This is a genomic window from Aliidiomarina maris (assembly GCF_003987335.1).
GTDB lineage: Bacteria > Pseudomonadota > Gammaproteobacteria > Enterobacterales > Alteromonadaceae > Aliidiomarina > Aliidiomarina maris.
The window spans coordinates 376,167-394,992 of sequence record NZ_PIPK01000001.1 but is presented as its reverse complement, the minus strand read 5'-3'; the positions used below and the strand labels follow the sequence as shown (position 1 = coordinate 394,992).

Annotated in this window: 17 protein-coding genes and 3 tRNA genes; 14 read left to right on the top strand and 6 right to left on the bottom strand. The window is 51.3% G+C overall.

The genetic code is table 11. From position 1 onward, the window contains the following. Genes trpB through CWE07_RS01890 form a run of 5 tightly spaced genes read right to left on the bottom strand, consistent with a single transcriptional unit; the run spans position 1 to position 5,929 of the window. Positions 1-1,218, bottom strand: coding sequence for a tryptophan synthase subunit beta (gene trpB, locus CWE07_RS01910; RefSeq protein WP_111568239.1), 1,218 nt, complete (start codon positions 1,216-1,218; stop codon positions 1-3). Next, positions 1,215-2,729, bottom strand: a complete 1,515-nt coding sequence (trpCF, locus tag CWE07_RS01905; protein WP_111568238.1) for a bifunctional indole-3-glycerol-phosphate synthase TrpC/phosphoribosylanthranilate isomerase TrpF — start codon at positions 2,727-2,729, stop codon at positions 1,215-1,217. The genes trpB and trpCF overlap by 4 nt, the downstream gene beginning before the upstream one ends. Then, complete coding sequence (trpD, locus tag CWE07_RS01900; RefSeq protein ID WP_111568237.1) at positions 2,726-3,730, bottom strand: anthranilate phosphoribosyltransferase; 1,005 nt, start codon at positions 3,728-3,730, stop codon at positions 2,726-2,728. Before trpD ends, trpCF begins: the two co-directional genes overlap by 4 nt. After that, on the bottom strand, positions 3,718-4,356 hold the full coding sequence (locus CWE07_RS01895; protein ID WP_111568236.1) for a glutamine amidotransferase-related protein: 639 nt from the start codon (positions 4,354-4,356) through the stop codon (positions 3,718-3,720). The genes trpD and CWE07_RS01895 overlap by 13 nt, the downstream gene beginning before the upstream one ends. Then, positions 4,349-5,929 (bottom strand): anthranilate synthase component 1, encoded by a 1,581-nt coding sequence (locus tag CWE07_RS01890; protein WP_111568235.1) that lies wholly within the window; start codon positions 5,927-5,929, stop codon positions 4,349-4,351. Before CWE07_RS01890 ends, CWE07_RS01895 begins: the two co-directional genes overlap by 8 nt. A 416-nt stretch (positions 5,930-6,345) precedes the next feature. Between CWE07_RS01890 and CWE07_RS01885 the strand changes: the two genes are divergently transcribed. Genes CWE07_RS01885 through CWE07_RS01860 form a run of 6 tightly spaced genes read left to right on the top strand, consistent with a single transcriptional unit; the run spans position 6,346 to position 11,433 of the window. Beyond that, positions 6,346-7,212: a PHP domain-containing protein gene (locus tag CWE07_RS01885; protein ID WP_111568234.1), complete on the top strand. Its 867-nt coding sequence runs from the start codon at positions 6,346-6,348 to the stop codon at positions 7,210-7,212. Between the two features lie 20 nt (positions 7,213-7,232). Next, complete coding sequence (locus tag CWE07_RS01880) at positions 7,233-7,856, top strand: L-threonylcarbamoyladenylate synthase (protein WP_111568233.1); 624 nt, start codon at positions 7,233-7,235, stop codon at positions 7,854-7,856. Between the two features lie 27 nt (positions 7,857-7,883). Continuing rightward, on the top strand, positions 7,884-8,726 hold the full coding sequence (locus CWE07_RS01875) for a segregation and condensation protein A (RefSeq protein WP_111568232.1): 843 nt from the start codon (positions 7,884-7,886) through the stop codon (positions 8,724-8,726). After that, positions 8,719-9,342 (top strand): SMC-Scp complex subunit ScpB, encoded by a 624-nt coding sequence (gene scpB / locus CWE07_RS01870; RefSeq protein ID WP_111568231.1) that lies wholly within the window; start codon positions 8,719-8,721, stop codon positions 9,340-9,342. Before CWE07_RS01875 ends, scpB begins: the two co-directional genes overlap by 8 nt. 2 nt (positions 9,343-9,344) lie before the next feature. Continuing rightward, positions 9,345-10,406, top strand: a complete 1,062-nt coding sequence (gene rluB, locus CWE07_RS01865; protein ID WP_111568230.1) for a 23S rRNA pseudouridine(2605) synthase RluB — start codon at positions 9,345-9,347, stop codon at positions 10,404-10,406. After that, positions 10,387-11,433, top strand: a complete 1,047-nt coding sequence (locus CWE07_RS01860) for an agmatine deiminase family protein (RefSeq protein WP_111568229.1) — start codon at positions 10,387-10,389, stop codon at positions 11,431-11,433. The genes rluB and CWE07_RS01860 overlap by 20 nt, the downstream gene beginning before the upstream one ends. A gap of 7 nt (positions 11,434-11,440) precedes the next feature. Here the strand turns inward: CWE07_RS01860 and CWE07_RS01855 are convergent, their stop codons facing one another. Further along, complete coding sequence (locus CWE07_RS01855) at positions 11,441-12,133, bottom strand: SIMPL domain-containing protein (protein ID WP_111568228.1); 693 nt, start codon at positions 12,131-12,133, stop codon at positions 11,441-11,443. A 122-nt stretch (positions 12,134-12,255) separates the two neighbouring features. On the opposite strand from CWE07_RS01855, the gene CWE07_RS01850 reads away from it, so the two are divergent. The 8 genes from CWE07_RS01850 (at position 12,256) to oadA (ending at position 18,826) form a co-directional block, all read left to right on the top strand. After that, a complete protein-coding gene (locus CWE07_RS01850) occupies positions 12,256-12,744 on the top strand; it encodes a regulatory protein RecX (protein ID WP_111568227.1) in 489 nt (162 codons plus the stop codon). Between the two features lie 82 nt (positions 12,745-12,826). Then, the gene (gene alaS / locus CWE07_RS01845; protein WP_111568226.1) at positions 12,827-15,427 is read left to right on the top strand and encodes an alanine--tRNA ligase; all 2,601 of its coding nucleotides are present in this window, start codon (positions 12,827-12,829) and stop codon (positions 15,425-15,427) included. A gap of 272 nt (positions 15,428-15,699) precedes the next feature. After that, positions 15,700-15,894 carry a carbon storage regulator CsrA gene (csrA, locus tag CWE07_RS01840; protein WP_111568225.1) on the top strand — a complete coding sequence of 65 codons (195 nt, stop codon included), beginning with the start codon at positions 15,700-15,702 and terminating at the stop codon, positions 15,892-15,894. Between the two features lie 151 nt (positions 15,895-16,045). Next, positions 16,046-16,138, top strand: a tRNA-Ser gene (locus CWE07_RS01835). 32 nt (positions 16,139-16,170) lie between these two features. Continuing rightward, a tRNA-Arg gene (locus CWE07_RS01830) sits at positions 16,171-16,247 on the top strand. A 50-nt stretch (positions 16,248-16,297) separates the two neighbouring features. After that, positions 16,298-16,374: transfer RNA gene (locus CWE07_RS01825), tRNA-Arg, on the top strand. Positions 16,375-16,699: 325 nt separating this feature from the next. Further along, complete coding sequence (locus tag CWE07_RS01820) at positions 16,700-16,972, top strand: OadG family transporter subunit (protein ID WP_111568224.1); 273 nt, start codon at positions 16,700-16,702, stop codon at positions 16,970-16,972. Between the two features lie 27 nt (positions 16,973-16,999). Further along, positions 17,000-18,826: a sodium-extruding oxaloacetate decarboxylase subunit alpha gene (gene oadA, locus CWE07_RS01815; RefSeq protein WP_111568223.1), complete on the top strand. Its 1,827-nt coding sequence runs from the start codon at positions 17,000-17,002 to the stop codon at positions 18,824-18,826.

Genomic DNA, 18,826 nt, shown 5'->3' with positions numbered 1-18,826 from the left:
TTAAGACTCCTTTGCATCATTGGCTTGGGCAGCAAATATTTTGCGGACGTGGTCGATATCTTTATCACCGCGACCAGATAAATTAACCAATAAAATCAGCTCTTCGTCACTATCTTCAGCACGTTTCACTGCGTAGGCCAGGGCGTGAGCGCTCTCTAACGCTGGAATGATGCCCTCATGGGCGCTGAGTAGTTTAAATGCTGCGAGCGCCTCATCATCGGTCACGGAAACATAATTGGCACGCCCCGATGCATGCAAATGGGCGTGCTGTGGACCGACACCAGGATAATCAAGTCCGGCAGATACGGAGTACGATTCCTCAATTTGGCCTTCGTCGGTTTGCATTAGAAACGAATAGCAGCCATGTAATAACCCTGGCTTGCCTGCATTAATCGTCGCACCGTGCTCAAGGGAGCTCAGTCCTTTGCCGCCTGGCTCAACACCAATTAACGCGACGTCCGTGTTATCAATGAAATCTGCGAACATGCCGATGGCGTTGGAGCCACCGCCAACACAGGCAATGACTTCGTCGGGTAAACGCCCGGCTTGAGCCAGAATTTGTTGCTTCGATTCTTCGCCTATCATGCGGTGGAACTCACGTACGATAGTAGGGAACGGGTGCGGGCCTGCGGCAGTGCCTAACAAGTAATGAGTGGTGGCATAGCTGGCGGTCCAGTCACGTAGCGCTTCATTGACTGCGTCTTTCAAGGTGCCGCTACCGGTATCGACCGGCACGACTTTGGCACCCATCAATTCCATCCGAAACACATTCGGTTGCTGGCGCTCGACATCTTTTTTACCCATGTAGATAATGCATTCAAGGTCGAGTAAAGCGCAAGCCAGGGCTGTCGCAGTGCCGTGTTGGCCCGCGCCAGTTTCGGCGATAATGCGGCGTTTACCCATGCGCTTTGCAAGCAATGCCTGGGCTAATACCTGGTTGGTTTTGTGTGCACCACCGTGTAATAAATCTTCACGCTTCAAGTAAATTTTGCTGCGCCCTTTGCGCGGCAGATTGCGACATAAACTAAGCGGTGTGGGACGGCCAAGATAATTTTTCAGTAAATCACTCAGTTCGCTACGAAACGCTTCATCGTTTTGTGCATCAATGAATGCTTTTTCTAGCTGGTCGAGGGCTGGTAGCAAAATTTCTGGTACGTACTGACCGCCGAATTCGCCAAAATATGGGTTTAATCGAGTGTTGCCGGAGTAATCGCTCATACTACTTCTCCATTAAGTGGCGCGCTTGGCGCTGCACTAGTTACGTCAGAATGCTTATCTGTCATCGCTTGATGGTCGTGTTGTTGATTTTCTCGGAAATAGCGTGTCAGTTGGTTAAATGCACGACCTACTTTGGCAGGGTCTTTCACCCCGGGCGCGCTTTCAAGTCCAGAGTTCATATCTAAGCCAAAGCAACCCACGCTAGCGGCTTGCTGCACGTTATCAGGGGTCAAGCCACCGGCAAGCAGGCAGTGCTGGCGCTGAGTTAGACTGAGTTCATTCAGCAGCGACCAATCGAAAGTCTTTCCACTCCCCCCTTGGCCTTGGTCCAATACCACTTTATCAATGCCCAGCGTGCGCAATTGCGCAATGGTTGCACCAAGGGGCTGCGCAAGATTTGCCATATTCAGTGCATACCACAGGCGTTGGCCTGGGCCGAGTTTAGCCTTTAACGCGCGCACGAGTTCGTCGCTTTGCTGTGCGTGCAATTGCACCACCTGCACATCAAGTTGCTGAGCTAATTCAGTCAATTGATCGAGCGCATGACTGGTGGTCACTGCAACGAACTGTAAACCTTGGGTTTGGCGAATAATTTGTTGGGCTTGGGCAATGTCCACATGGCGTGGTGACTGCGGGGCAAAGACTAAGCCACCGAATTTCGCGCCAGCGCTGCGAGCCTGCAATGCAGCAGCTGCGCTGGTAAGCCCGCAAACCTTATGCTGGCCATAAATTAAAGCGCGACACGCTTGGTCTATGTCAGCCTGTGCAGTTAAATGACTCCCCACTAAGAAGCCATCGACGAAGCGCCCAATATCGCGTACTTGCTGATTGTCACTAATGCCTGATTCGGCGACCAAAACTGCATGTGCAGGTGCCAACGGCGCTAACTGCTGACTCCGCGTAAGGTCAATGCTGAGGTCATGTAGGTTACGGTGATTAATACCAATAATCGCTGCATCAAGTTTAGCCGCGCGGCGCATTTCATCTTCATTACTGACTTCGGTTAATACTTCCATGCCCAAGCTGTGGGCGAGTGTTGCAAGCTCAGTGTATGCTTCATCCGTCAGTACTGAGAGCATCAACAAAATCGCATCGGCTGCATATAAACGCGCTAGATAGACATGCACCGGCTCGACGATAAAGTCTTTGCAAATCACAGGTACATGCACGCGTTGGCTGACAGCCTGCAGATAGGCAAAGTCGCCTTGAAAATAATCTGGCTCTGTCAGTACCGAAATCGCCGCAGCATATTGTTGATACACGGCGGCAATCGCCACTGGATCAAACGGGTCACGAATCAGGCCTTTCGACGGTGACGCTTTTTTACACTCTAAAATGAAGCCTTTGTCAGCTTGCTTGAGTGCTTGGCGCAGGCTTCGCTGCGGCCGGCTGGGTAGGGCGTTAATCGCATCTTGCAGTCGCGCAATTGAGTACTCAGGGCGGCTCGCAAGCTGCTGCATCGACGCTCTACGTGAGTCCGTAATCCGGGTTAAGATACTTGCTTGACTCATACCTTAACCCCTTGCTGCATGCGGGCTAAATGCGCCACGGTATCGCCACTGTGAATATGCGCAAGGGCATGCTCAGTGGCTTCGCGCAAACTTGGGCTGCGACCTTGCATGTACAACAGAGCAGCCACGTTCATCGCAATCGCGGCACATTGGGCGGGGGCACCTTGGCCTGCAAAAATAGTCCGCAAAATGCGAGCGTTCATATCGGCATCCCCGCCACGTAAGGCACTGACAGGCGCGCTCTCGACACCAAAATCACTCGGGGTGAGTTGATATTCTTCAATCTGGTCGCCGTTTACTTCCACCACATGGGTTGGGCCGTGCAATGCAAGTTCGTCTAAGCCACTGCCATGCACTACCATAGCGCGCTCACAACCGAGTAATTGCAAGGTTTCAGCCACTGGGCGACACAGCTCGCTCTTATACACTCCAAGTAGTTGGGTTTGCGGCCTAGCCGGGTTAATCAGAGGCCCCAGTAAGTTAAAAACGGTGCGGGTTTTAAGTTCTTGGCGCGCTGGCATGGCGTGACGAAAGCCAGGGTGGTAATGCGGGGCAAATAAGAAACAAAAATTATAGCTGTCGAGCATGCCACGCGCTTGGTCTGGCGTGCCATCTAACGGGATCTGCAAGCTTTCAAGTACATCGGCGGAGCCTGAACGCGACGACACGCTGCGGTTACCATGTTTAGCAACCGCAATCCCCATACTTGAAGCAACCAGTGCTGCTGCGGTGGAAATATTGATGGTATTTGAACCATCACCGCCGGTGCCGCACGTATCTGCAATTGGGTAGTCAGGGCGTGGAAACGGCTTCGCTGCGCGGCGCAGTGCTTGCGCAGCGCCGGCTATTTCGGTGGGCGTTTCACCGCGAATTTTCATCGCTACCAGCATGCCGGCAATTTGTGCGTTGGTGAGTTGGCCTTGAATCAAATGAGTAAACAACTTGTCCGTTGCAGCCAAATCTAATACATCGCCATTTAATACTTGGGCTAGTGGTTGCATGTGAGTTGTGCTCCTTGAGTCAGTAAAAATTCTACACTTTGTTGTAACAGCTGGGTGCCGTGGGTGGTCATCACCGATTCGGGGTGAAACTGGAACCCTAAGCATACGTTGGCAGCGTCATAACCGACCATTGGAATGCCATCGACGTCGCCAATAATCTCAATATCAGCTGGCACGTCTAAGCCTTGCAATGAATGGTAGCGCGCAATCCGCAGCGGGTTAGGTAATCCCGGCGTCGTTGCGTCGGGATAGAAAATCGGGTGGTTCTTGAGTGTCATCGCGCTGGTTTTGCCATGCATAACCTGAGCGCAACGCCCAACCTGACCGCCAGCCTGATGAATCAACGCCTGAAAGCCAAGGCAAATGCCTAAAATCGGGAATTTGCCTTTGCAAAGCGTCAATAATTCAATTAAGCAGCCTGCTTGGCTGGGGTGGCCGGGGCCTGGCGATAGGCAGAGCATCACAGGTTCGTGTTCAGCAGCCTGTTGCATATGAGTAAAAATGGTGCTGGCGCTGACTTGATTACGATACACATCAAGGGCAAAGCCCAACTGCGCAAGCTCATCCACCAGGTTATAGGCAAAGCTATCTTGGTTATCGAGCATAAAGATGCGTCCTTTACCCATGTGACACCTCCTGCTGTGACTTAATGATGGCTTGAATAACCGCGCGCGCCTTGTTCTCAGTTTCTTCTACTTCGGCCTGAGGATCTGAGTCGTAGACCACACCGGCCCCCGCTTGCACCACCGCAATACCGTCACGCACCAGTGCTGAACGAATCACAATACAGGTGTCCATGTCGCCTTGCCCGGTCAGGTAGCCCACGGCGCCACCATAGCTGCCACGACGTTGCTGTTCGACCTCGCGAATAAGTCGGCTCGCGCTGATTTTGGGTGCGCCAGTTAAGGTGCCCATGTTCATACACGCACGGTATGCATCCAGAGCGTCAAGCTCCGGGCGCAGTTGAGCCACGACACGCGACACTAAATGCATGACGTGGGAATAACGATCAACTTTTAGCAAGTCCGCGACATGGCGACTACCGGTCACGGCGATGCGTGCTAAATCGTTACGCGCCAAATCGACCAGCATCATATGCTCGGCAAGTTCTTTAGTGTCGCTGCGTAGTTCTAATTCGATACGAGAATCTAAGTCAGCGCGCACACGCCCTTGTGAGTCTTTGCCGCGAATACGGGTGCCGGCGATCGGATAGAGTTCGACCTGATTACTGGCGCTTGAGTATTTGAGCGCCGACTCAGGTGACGCGCCAAACACTTCAAATGCCTCGTTACGCAAGTAAAACATGTACGGACTCGGGTTATCCGATTTAAGCTGCTGATAGGCAGCTAACGCATTGGCACAAGGCAGGCTGAATTGACGCGACGGCACCACTTGAAAAATATCGCCTGCGTAAATTGATTCTTTGAGCGTAAGTACATGCTGCTTGAATTCCGCTTGGCTCGGGCTCGCACTGACTTCAACTGTCCCCGCGTTCACGTTAGGTTTCACTTGTTGAGGGCGTTGTAGTCGCGCACTTAGCTCACCCATGCGGCGAAAGAGTTGATCCGCGCGCGCATCGAGCGCATCGCCACCAATCAGATGCCCGATGAGTTCGGTGCGTTTGGCTTGGTGGTCCATGACAACCAAGGTTTCGGCCAGATAAAACACGTAATCGGGGCAGTTATTGTGGCCCGTCGGTACTTCAGGCAGTTGCTCAAAACTCGCAATTAAGTCGTAGCCGAAAATACCGCCTAAAAATACCGCGAACGGGTGCGGGCGGGTGGCTTTCATGCGCTGCACAATGCGCAGTGGCGTTAAGTTAGAATCGGCGCGTAAGCGCGCGTCCTCTGGCAACTCAGGGTCAGTGATTGGGCATTCGATACGTAGTTGCTGGCGTGTCTGTTGTTGTTGAAAACTGGCCGGTAACTGGGAGCGAATGTAGGGTAGTAATGCTTCGCCACTTGGGCTGAGTGCGTCGATTTCGACGAATTGACCGCGGCAGGTTAGACGTAACGCGGCATCCACCATCAATAGGCTCTTCAAGTTTGCCTTTGAGTCAATCTCCGCAGATTCGAGCAGCATGTGTTCGCCGCCATCACGTTGTAACGTATTGAGCACACACAGGGGGTCTGCCTGATAGGTCAGACTCATGGTGATAGGCTCAATTTCACCAAGTTGTATAGTTTTATCGGGCTGCATGCCGCGGTTTCCTTTTTACTTGTCTGTTTCTTCGTGCCTACAAGCGTTGTATGCGAGCCAGATACAACAAAGCCCGCAACAGTTGCGGGCTTTGCTTAAATGTCTTATCCGGCTGTGCTGAGTTAGCGAGCCGGGTGATGAATAAAGACGTTCAATAGCACCCGCATGTTTGCGCGATGCCACCACCAAGATTGATGTAGACGCTGAGAGGCGTCCAGACCTGAGCCCACGCTCACATGCGCCATGACTGGATTAACCAGCTTACAGCGAACATGTGCGAAAAGGTTTTTCAGGACCATGTTGGTGAACATGAAATATCTCTTGGTTGTATACTTTCGCTTAACACTACCGTTGCATTGCTACGCTGTCAATAGGATTTGGGTGAAGATCCATGGATAAAAGCGTATGATAACCCCATGAAAATAGATATACATTGTCATAGCACCGCATCGGATGGCTGCTTAAGCCCTGAAGAATTAGTGCAGCGGGCGCATAATTTACAAGTCAACGTGCTGGCGCTGACTGATCACGATACCTTGGCGGGTATTGTGCCAGCAAAACAGGCGGCTGAGGGCTTGCAAGGTGGCGTGCCTTTGAGCATCGTCTCAGGTATTGAGCTGAGTTGTCGCTGGCATAGCTTTGAAATTCATATTCTGGGCTGGCATTTTGACCCAGAACATCCGCAATTAGTGAATTTAGTTGCGCAACAAACTGCTGCGCGGCGCGAGCGTGCAGCCCAAATATTAAAGCGTCTTGACGCCCGGGGTGTTAAAGCGGAACACTTGCAAGGTGTGTGGGTACAGCAACAAGACCCAAATAAGCTGGTCACTCGCAAGCACATTGCCGATGCATTGTTAGCGGGTGGCTATGTGAAAAATTTAGACGAAGCATTTGCGCGCTATTTAGGGAAAGGGCAGTCGGCTTACGTGCAACCGGCTTGGTGCACAATAGAGCAAGCGGTTGACGCGATTCAAGCGGCTGGTGGCGAGGCCGGTATTGCACACCCTTTAGCGTACGCAATGAGCAGTAAATGGTTGAAGCGCTTAGTCACCGATTTTCAACTGGCTGGCGGCCACGCCATTGAAGTCAGTAGCGGTCAGCAAGCGCCGCAACAGCGTGCGCAATTGGCACAATTGGCGAATGACTTCGAGTTGATGGCCAGTGCGGGATCGGATTTTCATAGTCCCGGACGTTGGCGAGAGCTTGGGCATAACCTAAAATTACCACCACAAGCTCGCCCAGTATGGCAACACTGGAGCGAGGTTAATGGACAGTCGATTTAGCGGAGCATTTAGAGCTAATTATGAGTGAATACATTTATATTCATCCGGAAGATCCGCAGCCACGCTTGATCAGTCAAGTTGTGCGTTTAATCAAGCAGGGGGCTGTGGTGGTGTATCCCACGGAGTCCGGCTATGCCATTGGTTGCCAGATTGGGGATAAAGATTCGTTGGCCCAGATATGTCGCATTCGAGATATCGGTAAAGACCATAACTTTACCCTAATGGTACGCGACTTATCGGAATTGTCAGTTTATGCTCGGGTGGAAAACCAGGATTTTCGGCTGTTAAAAAATAATACCCCCGGACCTTATACCTTCGTGTTGAAAGGCACCAAAGAGGTGCCCAAGCGGCTATTGAACCCGAAGCGTAAAACCATTGGTTTGCGTGTGCCTGAGCATCCCATTGCGCAAGCATTGCTGGCAGAATTAAATGAGCCGATGATGTCGACCAGTTTGATTTTACCCGGCAATGAAGTGGCGGAATCAGACCCCTATGAAATTGAACAAAAGCTGGGTAATCAGGTGGGCGTGATTATTGATGGTGGGCATTTAGGCGAAGAGCCGACCACTGTGATCGATTTAGCCGATGGTCATGTGGTGATTTTACGACGTGGGCAAGGTGATACCAGCCCCTTTGAGGCATAACTTAATGCCAGGTCTACGGAGTCTGTAATGCAACAGCAACAGTCCTTACCGCTTGGGTTTGTGCGTGGCGAGCCGGTGCTTGAGAAGCCGGAGAACTTGTACATTCCGCCTGATGCGTTGGAATTATTGCTTGATGCATTTAGCGGTCCGATGGACTTACTGTTGTATCTAATTCGGCGTGAAAAGCTCGATATTCTTGATTTGCCAATCCTAGCGATTATTCGCCAGTACATGGCGTATGTCGAAATGATGCGCGAGCTTAAATTAGAGCTTGCGGCGGATTATCTGGTCATGGCTGCGATGCTGGCAGAAATTAAAAGTCGGTTATTGCTACCCCGACCACCGAGTGACGAAACAGACGAAGACGACCCGCGCGCAGAGTTAGTCAGACGTTTACAAGAGTATGAAATCGTTCGTCAAGGTGCTTACGAGCTGGATCAACAGCCCCAGCAGGAACGTGATTTCTTTGTTGCCAATGCACTTGCTCAGGTGCAGGCCTCTCAGGCTGCGCCGGTTGAAGTGGGATTAGATGAACTGGTAGTCGCCCTGCGTGCGGTGATGCAGCAAATTGACGTCAGTCAGCACCATCAGGTCAGCCGCGAAGTGTTATCTACCCGCGAGCGGATGAGCCAAATTCTTGACCGCTTGCAGCAGACGCCAAAGCTTGAGTTTACCCAGCTATTCGTGCAACAAGAAGGACGGGCAGGGGCTGTGGTTAGCTTTCTGGCGATTCTTGAGTTGAATAAAGAAGGCATGCTGCGGCTGATTCAAGCAGAAAACTTCAGCACTATCTATGTGCATGTAGGCTATGTGCATGAAGGGGCTGCGACTAGTGACGGCGAAACCCACGAGGCGATTGCAGATGAATGAGCAACAACTCAAGCAATTAGTTGAAGCGGCTATTTTTGCAGCGACAGAAGCTGTCACCGTTGATAACCTGCTGCAGGGGGCGCTAGCCGGTTATAAGCTGAACCGGCCTCGAGTGCGTCAGATCATTGATGAATTAATGGCAGACTATAGCGATCGTGGGGTACAATTGGTCGAGGTTGCGTCTGGCTATCGGTTTCAAACGCGCGCGGAGCTAGGGCCCGCGTTAGCCAATATGTGGCAAGAGCGGGCGCCCAAGTATTCAGCTGCATTGCTGGAAACTTTGGCATTAATTGCTTGGCGCCAACCGATTACCCGCGGCGAAATTGAAGCCGTGCGCGGGGTGTCGGTGAGCACCAATATCATTCGAACCTTGCAAGAGCGCGACTGGGTGAAAGTGGTTGGGCATAAAGAAGTGCCTGGCCGGCCGGCGCTGTATGCAACCACCAAAGCATTTTTAGATTATTTTTCGTTACAGTCGGTGGCGGATTTACCCGCATTGGCTGTAACCCGACCTGAACTTAGCAGTGATCCTGCAGCGCCAAGCGCGCAGCCAGATGACACTGATAACGACGGAGACACGCGAGAGCGTGACGCAGATAAGGCGATATTGCATTGACAATGACTGAGAAGTTACAAAAAGTTTTAGCCCGTTCCGGGCATGGTTCACGCCGCGAGATCGAGCAAATGATCGCGAACGGGCGGATTCGAGTCAACGGCCACGTGGCGCAATTGGGTGAGCGCATCGACGCTGATGCCGATGTGCGTATTGATGGCCATCGGGTCTCGGTGAAGGACGAGCAGGCATTGGTATGCCGCGTATTGATGTACCATAAGCCTGAAGGCGAGTTGGTAACCCGTAAGGACCCGGAAGGACGCCCTACGGTGTATGACCGCTTACCAAAATTAAATGGCGCGCGCTGGATAGCGGTGGGTCGTTTAGACGTCAATACCTCGGGTTTGCTGATTTTTACCACCGACGGCGAATTAGCCAATCGTTTAATGCACCCTAGCCGTGAAATTGAGCGTGAGTACGCGGTCCGTGTGTTTGGTGAGGTGACCCAGCAACATTTAAACACCTTACGTAAAGGCGTCAAGCTCGACGACGGCCCCGCGCGTTTTAAGAAAATTCAAGCTACGGGTGGCGAAGGCATGAACCAGTGGTTTCATGTCACCTTGACCGAAGGTCGTAACCGCGAAGTACGTCGCTTGTGGGAATCACAAGGCATGCAAGTCAGCCGTCTGATTCGGGTTCGTTACGGTGACGTCTTGCTGGAAAAAGGCCTGGTACAGGGCGCTTGGATGGAGCTTGAGCTGGAACGTGTGAACTACCTGCGTCGTTTAGTCGAAATGGACAAGGAAACCGAAAGTTTCGTCAATAGTGTCGATAAAAAGGACAACGAGCGCCAGTTAAAACGCGCTCGCCGTGCGGTTCGGCGTAGTAAGCACACGCGCCCAGGCAGTGCGCGCAATCAAACTAGTGCGCGCAACCAGAGCAGTAAAGCAGGTGCAGCCAACAAACCCAACCTTAAAGCAGGCGGCAAGCCAGCCGCGAAGCCGGGCGACAAAACACCAGCCAAGCCGAGAGCGAAGTCACCGACTAAGCCAGTGAGCAAAAGACAGCCACGCCAAGCCCCTAAAGGCGGTCAGCGCACGCGCAATCATGGACGTTCTTCTTCCTGAATGGTCGCCACGCAGAGCTTTAGTTCTGCGTTGGCCCACGCGCAATGATATCTGGCCCTATCAAGCACAAGCAGCGCAAGCCGCGACGCTCACGTTATTAAGCAGCTTAGCGCCGCTGATGGCTGCGCGTGATATTCAGCTCCAACTTGAAGTAGTGCCCGAGCCAACTGAGCGGTTCGCGGCGCTGCGCCAACAACTACCGTCAAGTATTGACATGGTGCCGTCCGGATATGCCGATATTTGGATCCGCGACTGTGCACCTTTTTACCTCGGCGACCCGACATCCGGCGATGCTAGCGCGACTATCGTCACTGATTTTAACGGGTGGGCAGGCTTAGATACAGACTTCCAGTACGACATTCAAGCTCGTACCGAATTATGTCGCCGCTTTCAACTCAACCCCCAGCACTTGCCGATAGTACTCGAGGGCGGTAGCCTGCACACCAATGGTCAGGGATTAATCGTGTATGTAGCCAGTAGTGTTTTAGACAGACGGCGTAACCCAGAGTTAACGACTGCTGAATTCGAATCAGTCTTGCGTGAATACTTTGGCGCTAAGACGATTATTCGGCTGCCTCAAGGTTTGCAAAGTGACGAAACTGGCGGCCACGCGGACAATCTGCTGGCGTTTTTAAGCCCAACCCAGTGTGTTTTGAGTATGCCTGCGTCAGGCCATATTGATTACGCCCAAGCCGTCTCATATCAACGTATGCTTGAACAGGCGGGCATGGATGTGATGCCTGTCGCGCAACCGGCGTTAAATCTGTCTGCTGAAGAGGCTGACAGCATAGTGCGGCGTGAAGGTGTCATGTCGCGTGAAGCCGGAATGCCGCTAACGGCGAGCTATACCAACGGGATTCGTATTGCAGATATATACGTAGTCCCTCAGTTCGGTGTACCTGAGGACGCTCAAGTGCTGGCGCAGTTGCGCGCAAGGTGCCCAGATTTAACCTTGGTGCCTGCCCCAGCGCGGGATATTCTTGTGGGCGGCGGTGGCTGGCACTGTGCCAGCCACGCGGTGGTTTAACCCCGATTTATTCGAGTCTAAATGTCACCTCAACCTGCGCCTGCACTGTTTGCTGACCAGGTTCAGATACATCCATCGACATCGCTTCTGCCGCCATGCGGTACATAGGCGCATAGTGACCGCCCGAATTTTCACGAATTGACAGCACCTGACCGAGTTCGCGCTGACTATGTTCAGCCATCAATTTAGCTTTGCGGTGGGCGTCTTCAATTGCATTGAGTAGCGCTTGTTGCGCCGCTTCGGTTGGGTCACCAATCCGATATTGAATACCACCTACCCGGGTGACGCCTTGGGCGAGGGCAAAGTCAATTAAGCGGTCGAAGTTATCGGTTTGACGTAAAGTCACGTCAACTTGGCGACTGACTCGAAAGCCGTCTTGTACGGTGGTATCACCTTCGCGTTTATATTGCGGCTGTACCGAAACCTGAAACGAACGAATATCTTCGCGCGGCACGTCACGCTGCTGAAAATCACGTAGCAAGGTCGCGGTAATTTGGTCGACCCGCGTTTTAAGCGGCGATAGCTGATTGCCCGTCGCTTCCACCCACATACTAAATTGAATAGTATCCGGGGTAACTTGGGTAACACCTTGACCACTGACGACCACATGGTCCGGCTGGGTATTGGCTAAGCTTGGCATCGCTAGTACCATCGCACTGAATACGCTGGCCTGAATAGATGTTTTCAACCATGAATGCATAGTGTGTTCCTTAACTAAGGGTAGAATTAAAGCTTCGAACTGAGTTAACGATAAATGGTTCCCATCTAATTAGGGTAAGTTATGCTAATTTACATAACTAGCACGGAAATAAGTGGCTTTCTATGTTTCAACGTAAACGTGAAGTAAAAGACCCTCATGACACCCAAGCGATTGAGCAAGCGGTTGTGTTTTTGTTGGGGCGGCGTGAACAAAGTGCGGCTGAATTGCAGCGTAAAATGCGCGCCAAAGGATTTCACCCAGATGCAGTCGACGAGGTGTTAGCAAGCCTGCAGCAACGAGGCTGGCAGAGCGATGAACGCTTTGCTGAAAGCTTGATTCGGCAACGTACAGAAAGCTGCTATGGGCCGTTAAAAATTTATGCGGATATGCAGCAAAAAGGCATTGACCGTGGCCTCACGGAGGCGATACTTGAGCGCATCAATATCAATTGGCAACAACTCGCAGTGGCACGTTATCAGCGCAGGTTCGGTACTGAGCCACCCGCCGACGACAAAGAAGCGGCGCGTCGACAGCGCCATTTAGCGGCACGCGGTTTTTATCCCGCTGACGTCTATGCGGCATGCAAAATAGCCGTGCAAGCACCTGATTGATAAGTGCCAAGTGATGCTTGATATGGTAGGCTAACGCGCATCTTGTTATCTTCTAATGAACCGATAAGTTAGGACATTTTCCATGAGTATGAGTAGCGCTGAAATCCGTTCTGCGTTTTTGAATTTTTTCGCTGAGCGCGGTCACGAAGTGGTACCAAGTGGCTCGCTAATTCCACACAACGATGACACCTTGTTGTTTACCAACGCAGGCATGGTGCCATTTAAAGACGTTTTTTTAGGCACAGATAAACGTGCGTATCAACGTGCGACCAGTTCACAGCGCTGTGTGCGTGCCGGTGGTAAACATAACGATTTGGAAAATGTCGGCTACACCGCGCGTCACCATACGTTTTTTGAAATGCTGGGTAACTTTAGTTTCGGTGACTACTTTAAACGTGAAGCTATTCAATATTCATGGCAGTTCCTCACCGAAGAATTGAAATTGCCAGCCGAAAAACTGTGGATCACGGTATTCGAAAGCGACGATGAGGCCTTTGATATTTGGGCTCAGGAAATTGGCGTACCGACAGATCGTATTAGCCGTATCGGTGAGAAAGATAACTTTTGGTCGATGGGTGATACTGGCCCTTGTGGCCCATGCTCTGAAATCTTTTATGACCACGGCGAAGACGTGTGGGGTGGACCACCCGGTACCCCGGAAGAAGACGGCGACCGTTATATTGAAATTTGGAACCTGGTATTCATGCAGTACAACCGTCAAGCAGACGGCAGCATGCAGCCTCTCGCCAAGCAATCTATTGATACTGGTATGGGCCTGGAGCGGATTGCAGCGATTATGCAGGGTGTGCATTCGAATTACGAAACGGACACATTTGTAGCCTTGATTGCGGCCGCGGCCCAAGCTGTTGGGTGTAACGACCTGAAAGAGCAGTCACTGCGTGTTATCGCTGACCACATTCGCTCATGTTCGTTTCTAATTGCCGATGGTGTATTGCCCTCAAATGAAGGGCGCGGTTATGTGTTACGTCGGATTATCCGCCGCGCGGTACGCCATGGCACCAAATTGGGCGCCAACGGTGCGTTTTTCTACAAATTGGTTGATGCGCTGATTGCGCAAATGGGTGCGGCCTATCCTGAGCTGGTGAAGCATCAGCAACGTATTGAGCAGGCATTACTGCAAGAAGAAGAGCAGTTTGCACGCACCTTACAACGCGGTCTAGGCATTCTTGACGATGCGTTGGCAGAGCTTAAAGGTGACACCATTGATGGTGAGCTCGCATTCAAGTTGTATGACACTTACGGCTTCCCCCTTGATTTAACCGCCGATGTGGCGCGTGAGCGCGGTTATAAAGTCGATGAGGCTGGCTTTGCCGCAGCGATGGATGCGCAGCGTAAACGTGCGCAACAAGCGTCGCAATTCACCACCGATTACACCAAGTTGATGCAGTCGCAGCATGAAACCGAGTTCAGTGGCTATGAGCGGGTGCAGGAAGAAAGTCAAATCGTCGAGCTATTTTATGAAGGAAAATCTGTTGATAGCTTAGCCCCAGGCCAAAGTGGTGTGGTGGTGTTGGCGAAAACCCCATTTTACGCTGAAAGTGGTGGTCAGGTAGGAGATACCGGCACGTTAAGCCTTGCGGGTGAAGCGGCATTTAATGTCACAGACACACAGCACATTGGTAAAGCGGTCGGTCACCATGGTGAAGTCACGATTGGGTTATCTGTTGGCATGACTGTGCTGGCACAGATAGATGCCCAGCGCCGCGAGGCGATTAAAGCGAACCATTCGGCAACCCACTTATTGCACGCTGCTTTGCGAAATATTTTAGGCGACCATGTCAGTCAAAAAGGCTCGTTAGTCGATGCTGAGCGTTTGCGCTTTGACTTCGCCCACCCCAAAGCGGTGAGCTACCGTGAGTTGCAAGAGATTGAGGCTCAGGTTAACGCCGAAATACGTCGCAACAGTGAATTGAGCACTGCCTTGATGCCGATTGAGGATGCGAAAGCCAAGGGCGCGATGGCGTTATTTGGTGAAAAATATGACGATGAAGTTCGGGTTGTTCAAATGGGAGCTTACTCTCTTGAACTTTGTGGTGGTACCCATGTCAATCGCACCGGTGATATTGGCAGCCTGCGTATCATGCAGGAAAGTGGTATTGCGTCTGGAGTGCGTCGGATCGAGGCGACTACAGCGGAGCATGCTGTTGCGTATACTCAGCAGCAGCAAAGTGCGCTACATAAGCTCGCAGAACTGACCAAAGTTGATCAAACTGCACTGGTGTCACGTATTGAACAGTTACTTGACAAGCAAAAGCAGCAAGAGAAGCAGCTCGCTGAGCTACAAAGCAAATTAAGCCAACAGGCTGGTGCCAGCTTAATTGATCAAGTAACTGACGTAGCTGGGGTGAAAACCATTATTGCAGAATTGCAGGGCACGGAAGCGAAAGCGTTGCGAGGCATGGTGGATGACCTGAAGAACCAGCTTGGTGAAGGTATTGTGGTGTTAGCTGCGGTACAAGGTGAAAAAGTTGCGCTGATTGCAGGGGTAACTGATTCATTAACTGCTAAGGTTAAAGCGGGTGAGTTAATTAACCACGTTGCAAGCCAAGTAGGAGGCAAAGGCGGTGGTCGTGCAGATATGGCGCAGGCAGGGGGAACCCAACCTGAGAATGTCGCGGATGCACTGGGCTCAGTCACCGACTGGTTGTTACAAAAATTGTAAGTAATTCATAACGTTTGCAATTTTTGGATATGTCCAGTTTAAGCACTGATCCGCCCATGCAGTAGCGAAACTTGTGTTATGCTTAGTGTGCTATCCAAGGCTGGTAACCGAATGTGTAGCACGTCATAGTACTATCATTAACATTGTATCCGAGTTGGATATGAGTTTCTGTATAGTGCTATTCAAAGTAAGGCTGGTAGTATGCATGTTCACCCAGCGAGTCTCGCTAGTGGGTATGTATACTGGGAATAAGGTATTGAAGGAGCAGACGAATGTTGATCTTAACCCGCCGTGTAGGTGAGACCCTAATGATTGGCGACGACGTCACAGTGACTGTGTTAGGGGTTAAAGGTAATCAGGTTCGAATTGGTGTAAATGCGCCCAAAGATGTGTCGGTGCATCGCGAAGAAATTTACATGAGAATCCAGGCAGAGAAGGGTGAGACGTCTGGCGAGTCGAACGAATAAACGCGAAAAAGCTGGCTTAGGCCAGCTTTTTTGTTGTTTATTGCAGTATTATTCATCGAATTGCGCAAATATACCGCAATCAAATCTTTTCGGGCTAAAAAGCGTTTGACATATTTTCTCAAGTCGCTATTATTCTGCCCCATCAAGACGCGGTGAGGTGGCCGAGCGGCTGAAGGCGCTCCCCTGCTAAGGGAGTATGGGGTTTATAGCCTCATCGAGGGTTCGAATCCCTCCCTCACCGCCATTTTGATAACAAGCATAGTAAGACTGATATGCGCGCTCGTAGCTCAGCTGGATAGAGTACCTGGCTACGAACCAGGCGGTCGGAGGTTCGAATCCTCCCGAGCGCGCCATTTCTTCTTACGACTGCAAGCAATACAACTCAAGTAGTTGTTCAGACAGCGCGCTCGTAGCTCAGCTGGATAGAGTACCTGGCTACGAACCAGGCGGTCGGAGGTTCGAATCCTCCCGAGCGCGCCATTTCTGAACACTGTCAATGCCTAACTCCAGGCAGCCTAAAACTAAGCACATCCAACCAATTAAAAGACGTTGTCGATATCCTCAGCGACGCATTAGGCGTTGACGATTAAGCTCCCTTTATCGCTCAGTAATGCTGTTTGATATTGCTTAAAGCATGAACAAAATCTATCCCACTTATGCTTGCTATTCATTTATTTACCCTTCACTCCCTGCAATCTTACGCTATAGTTAACCTAAGTTAACATTCTGATAACTTGCGACTTACTGCGCCATGCAATGAGATGGTGCAGCTGTGACGTGGAGTTAATTGCTAGAGAGTCAATCCATGCAACCAACTATGAGCTCGATGCTGACAGACGCCGCCACGTTAATGGCGATCGGTATGTTGAGTGTTTTCTTGTTTTTAGTCGTGTTGACCTTGCTGGTTAGCGCACTGACTAAGCTTGCACCCATGCCTGCAAGCGCAGGTAACGAAAAGCGTTCTTCCAGCCAAGGTACCCAGTCCGAGGCGGGGCAGCCTAACGCAGCACAAATGGCTGCGATTGCTACCGCAGTTACACAATACCGCGCCGCACACGAGTCGCCTGCGCGCGACTAACGAATTTATTTTCAGGAGCCTTTACCGATGAGTAAACCGCTATATCTTACCGATGTTGTTTTGCGTGATGCGCATCAATCACTCCTAGCAACCCGCTTTCGTATTGACGACATGTTACCGATTGCTGAAAAACTTGACCAAGTTGGATTTTGGTCACTTGAATCTTGGGGTGGTGCGACCTTTGACAGTTGTATTCGCTACTTGGGCGAAGACCCATGGGATCGTATTCGTGCATTTAAACAAGCGATGCCAAACACCCCGCAACAAATGTTGTTACGGGGGCAAAACTTACTTGGCTACCGGCACTATGCCGATGACGTGGTAGAGCGTTTTGTTGAGCGAGCAAAGACCAATGGCGTGGATGTATTTCGTATTTTCGATGCGATGAACGATGTGCGTAATTTACGCACTGCGATTAAAGCCACTATCGCGAATGAAGGACATGCCCAAGGGACTTTGTCATATACCGTCAGTCCCGTGCATACGATTCAAACCTGGGTCGATATGGCGCGCGAACTTGAAGATCTTGGCTGTCACTCGATTTGTATCAAAGATATGGCGGGCCTGTTACGACCCTACGAGTGCGAGGCGTTAATTAAGGCGTTACGCGAGGCCGTAGAGCTACCTATCGCGATGCAGTGCCATGCAACCACAGGGTTAAGCACTGCAACCTACCAGAAGGCGATAGACGCCGGTATCGATATGCTGGATACCGCAATTTCTTCGATGAGTATGACCTATGGCCATTCCGCGACGGAAACTTTGGTGGCGATGGTGCAAGATACGCCGCGTGACACCGGCTTAGATTTAGAGTTACTTGAAGAGATTGCAACGTACTTTCGAGGCGTGCGTAAAAAATATGCCCAGTTTGAAGGGTCATTGAAAGGGGTTGATGCGCGTATTTTATTGGCGCAAGTGCCCGGCGGCATGTTGACCAATATGGAGAACCAGCTGAAAGAGCAGGGCGCGCTGGATAAATTTGATCAAGTGCTGAAAGAAATCCCGGCCGTTCGCAAAGACCTAGGGTATATACCTCTGGTCACGCCAACCTCACAGATAGTTGGTACTCAGGCTGTGTTAAACGTCATTACAGGTCAGCGTTATAAAACAATTTCGCGTGAAACTGCGGCGGTATTGAAAGGCGAATATGGCAAAACCGCCGCGCCGGTTGACGAGGCGTTGCAAAAGCGCGTGCTCAAAGGTGAGGCACCGGTAACATGCCGGCCAGCAGATAACCTAAGTGACGAGATGGATAATTTAACCGCGGAGCTGAATGCAAAAGCTAAAGAGCATTCGATTAAGCTTGCTAAAGACAGTGTGGATGACGTGCTGACCTATGCACTATTTCCGCAAGTGGGCTTAAAGTATTTGCAGCATCGTGGTGATGCCTCAGCCTTTGAACCTGCACCGAGTGATGCAGCTGCAACGGATGCCAATGACACCACACAACCTGCTGCCAAGCCAGCGGGTCAAACCAAGGTTGAGCGTTATGACGTCAACGTCGATGGCAAGGTGTTCTCTGTGCAAGTGGGCCCTGATGGCAGCTTAGCGGCTAGCGAGAAGGCAGCGGCATCCAACTCGGACGCGTCAAGCACAGAAAGCTCCAGTCAAAGTGACAGCAGTGCGGGCGGCGCAGAGCAGGTGGTGACCGCGCCGCTTGCGGGTAATATGTGGAAACACAAAGTTAAAGCCGGTGATAAAGTGGCTGAAGGCGATGTATTAGTCATTTTGGAAGCGATGAAGATGGAAACCGAAGTGCGCGCAGAGCACGCTGGGGTGGTCTCTCGTTTAATCGCCAAAGAGGGTGACAGCGTACAAGTCGGCGATGAATTGGTTGCGTTAAAAGGAGCCTAA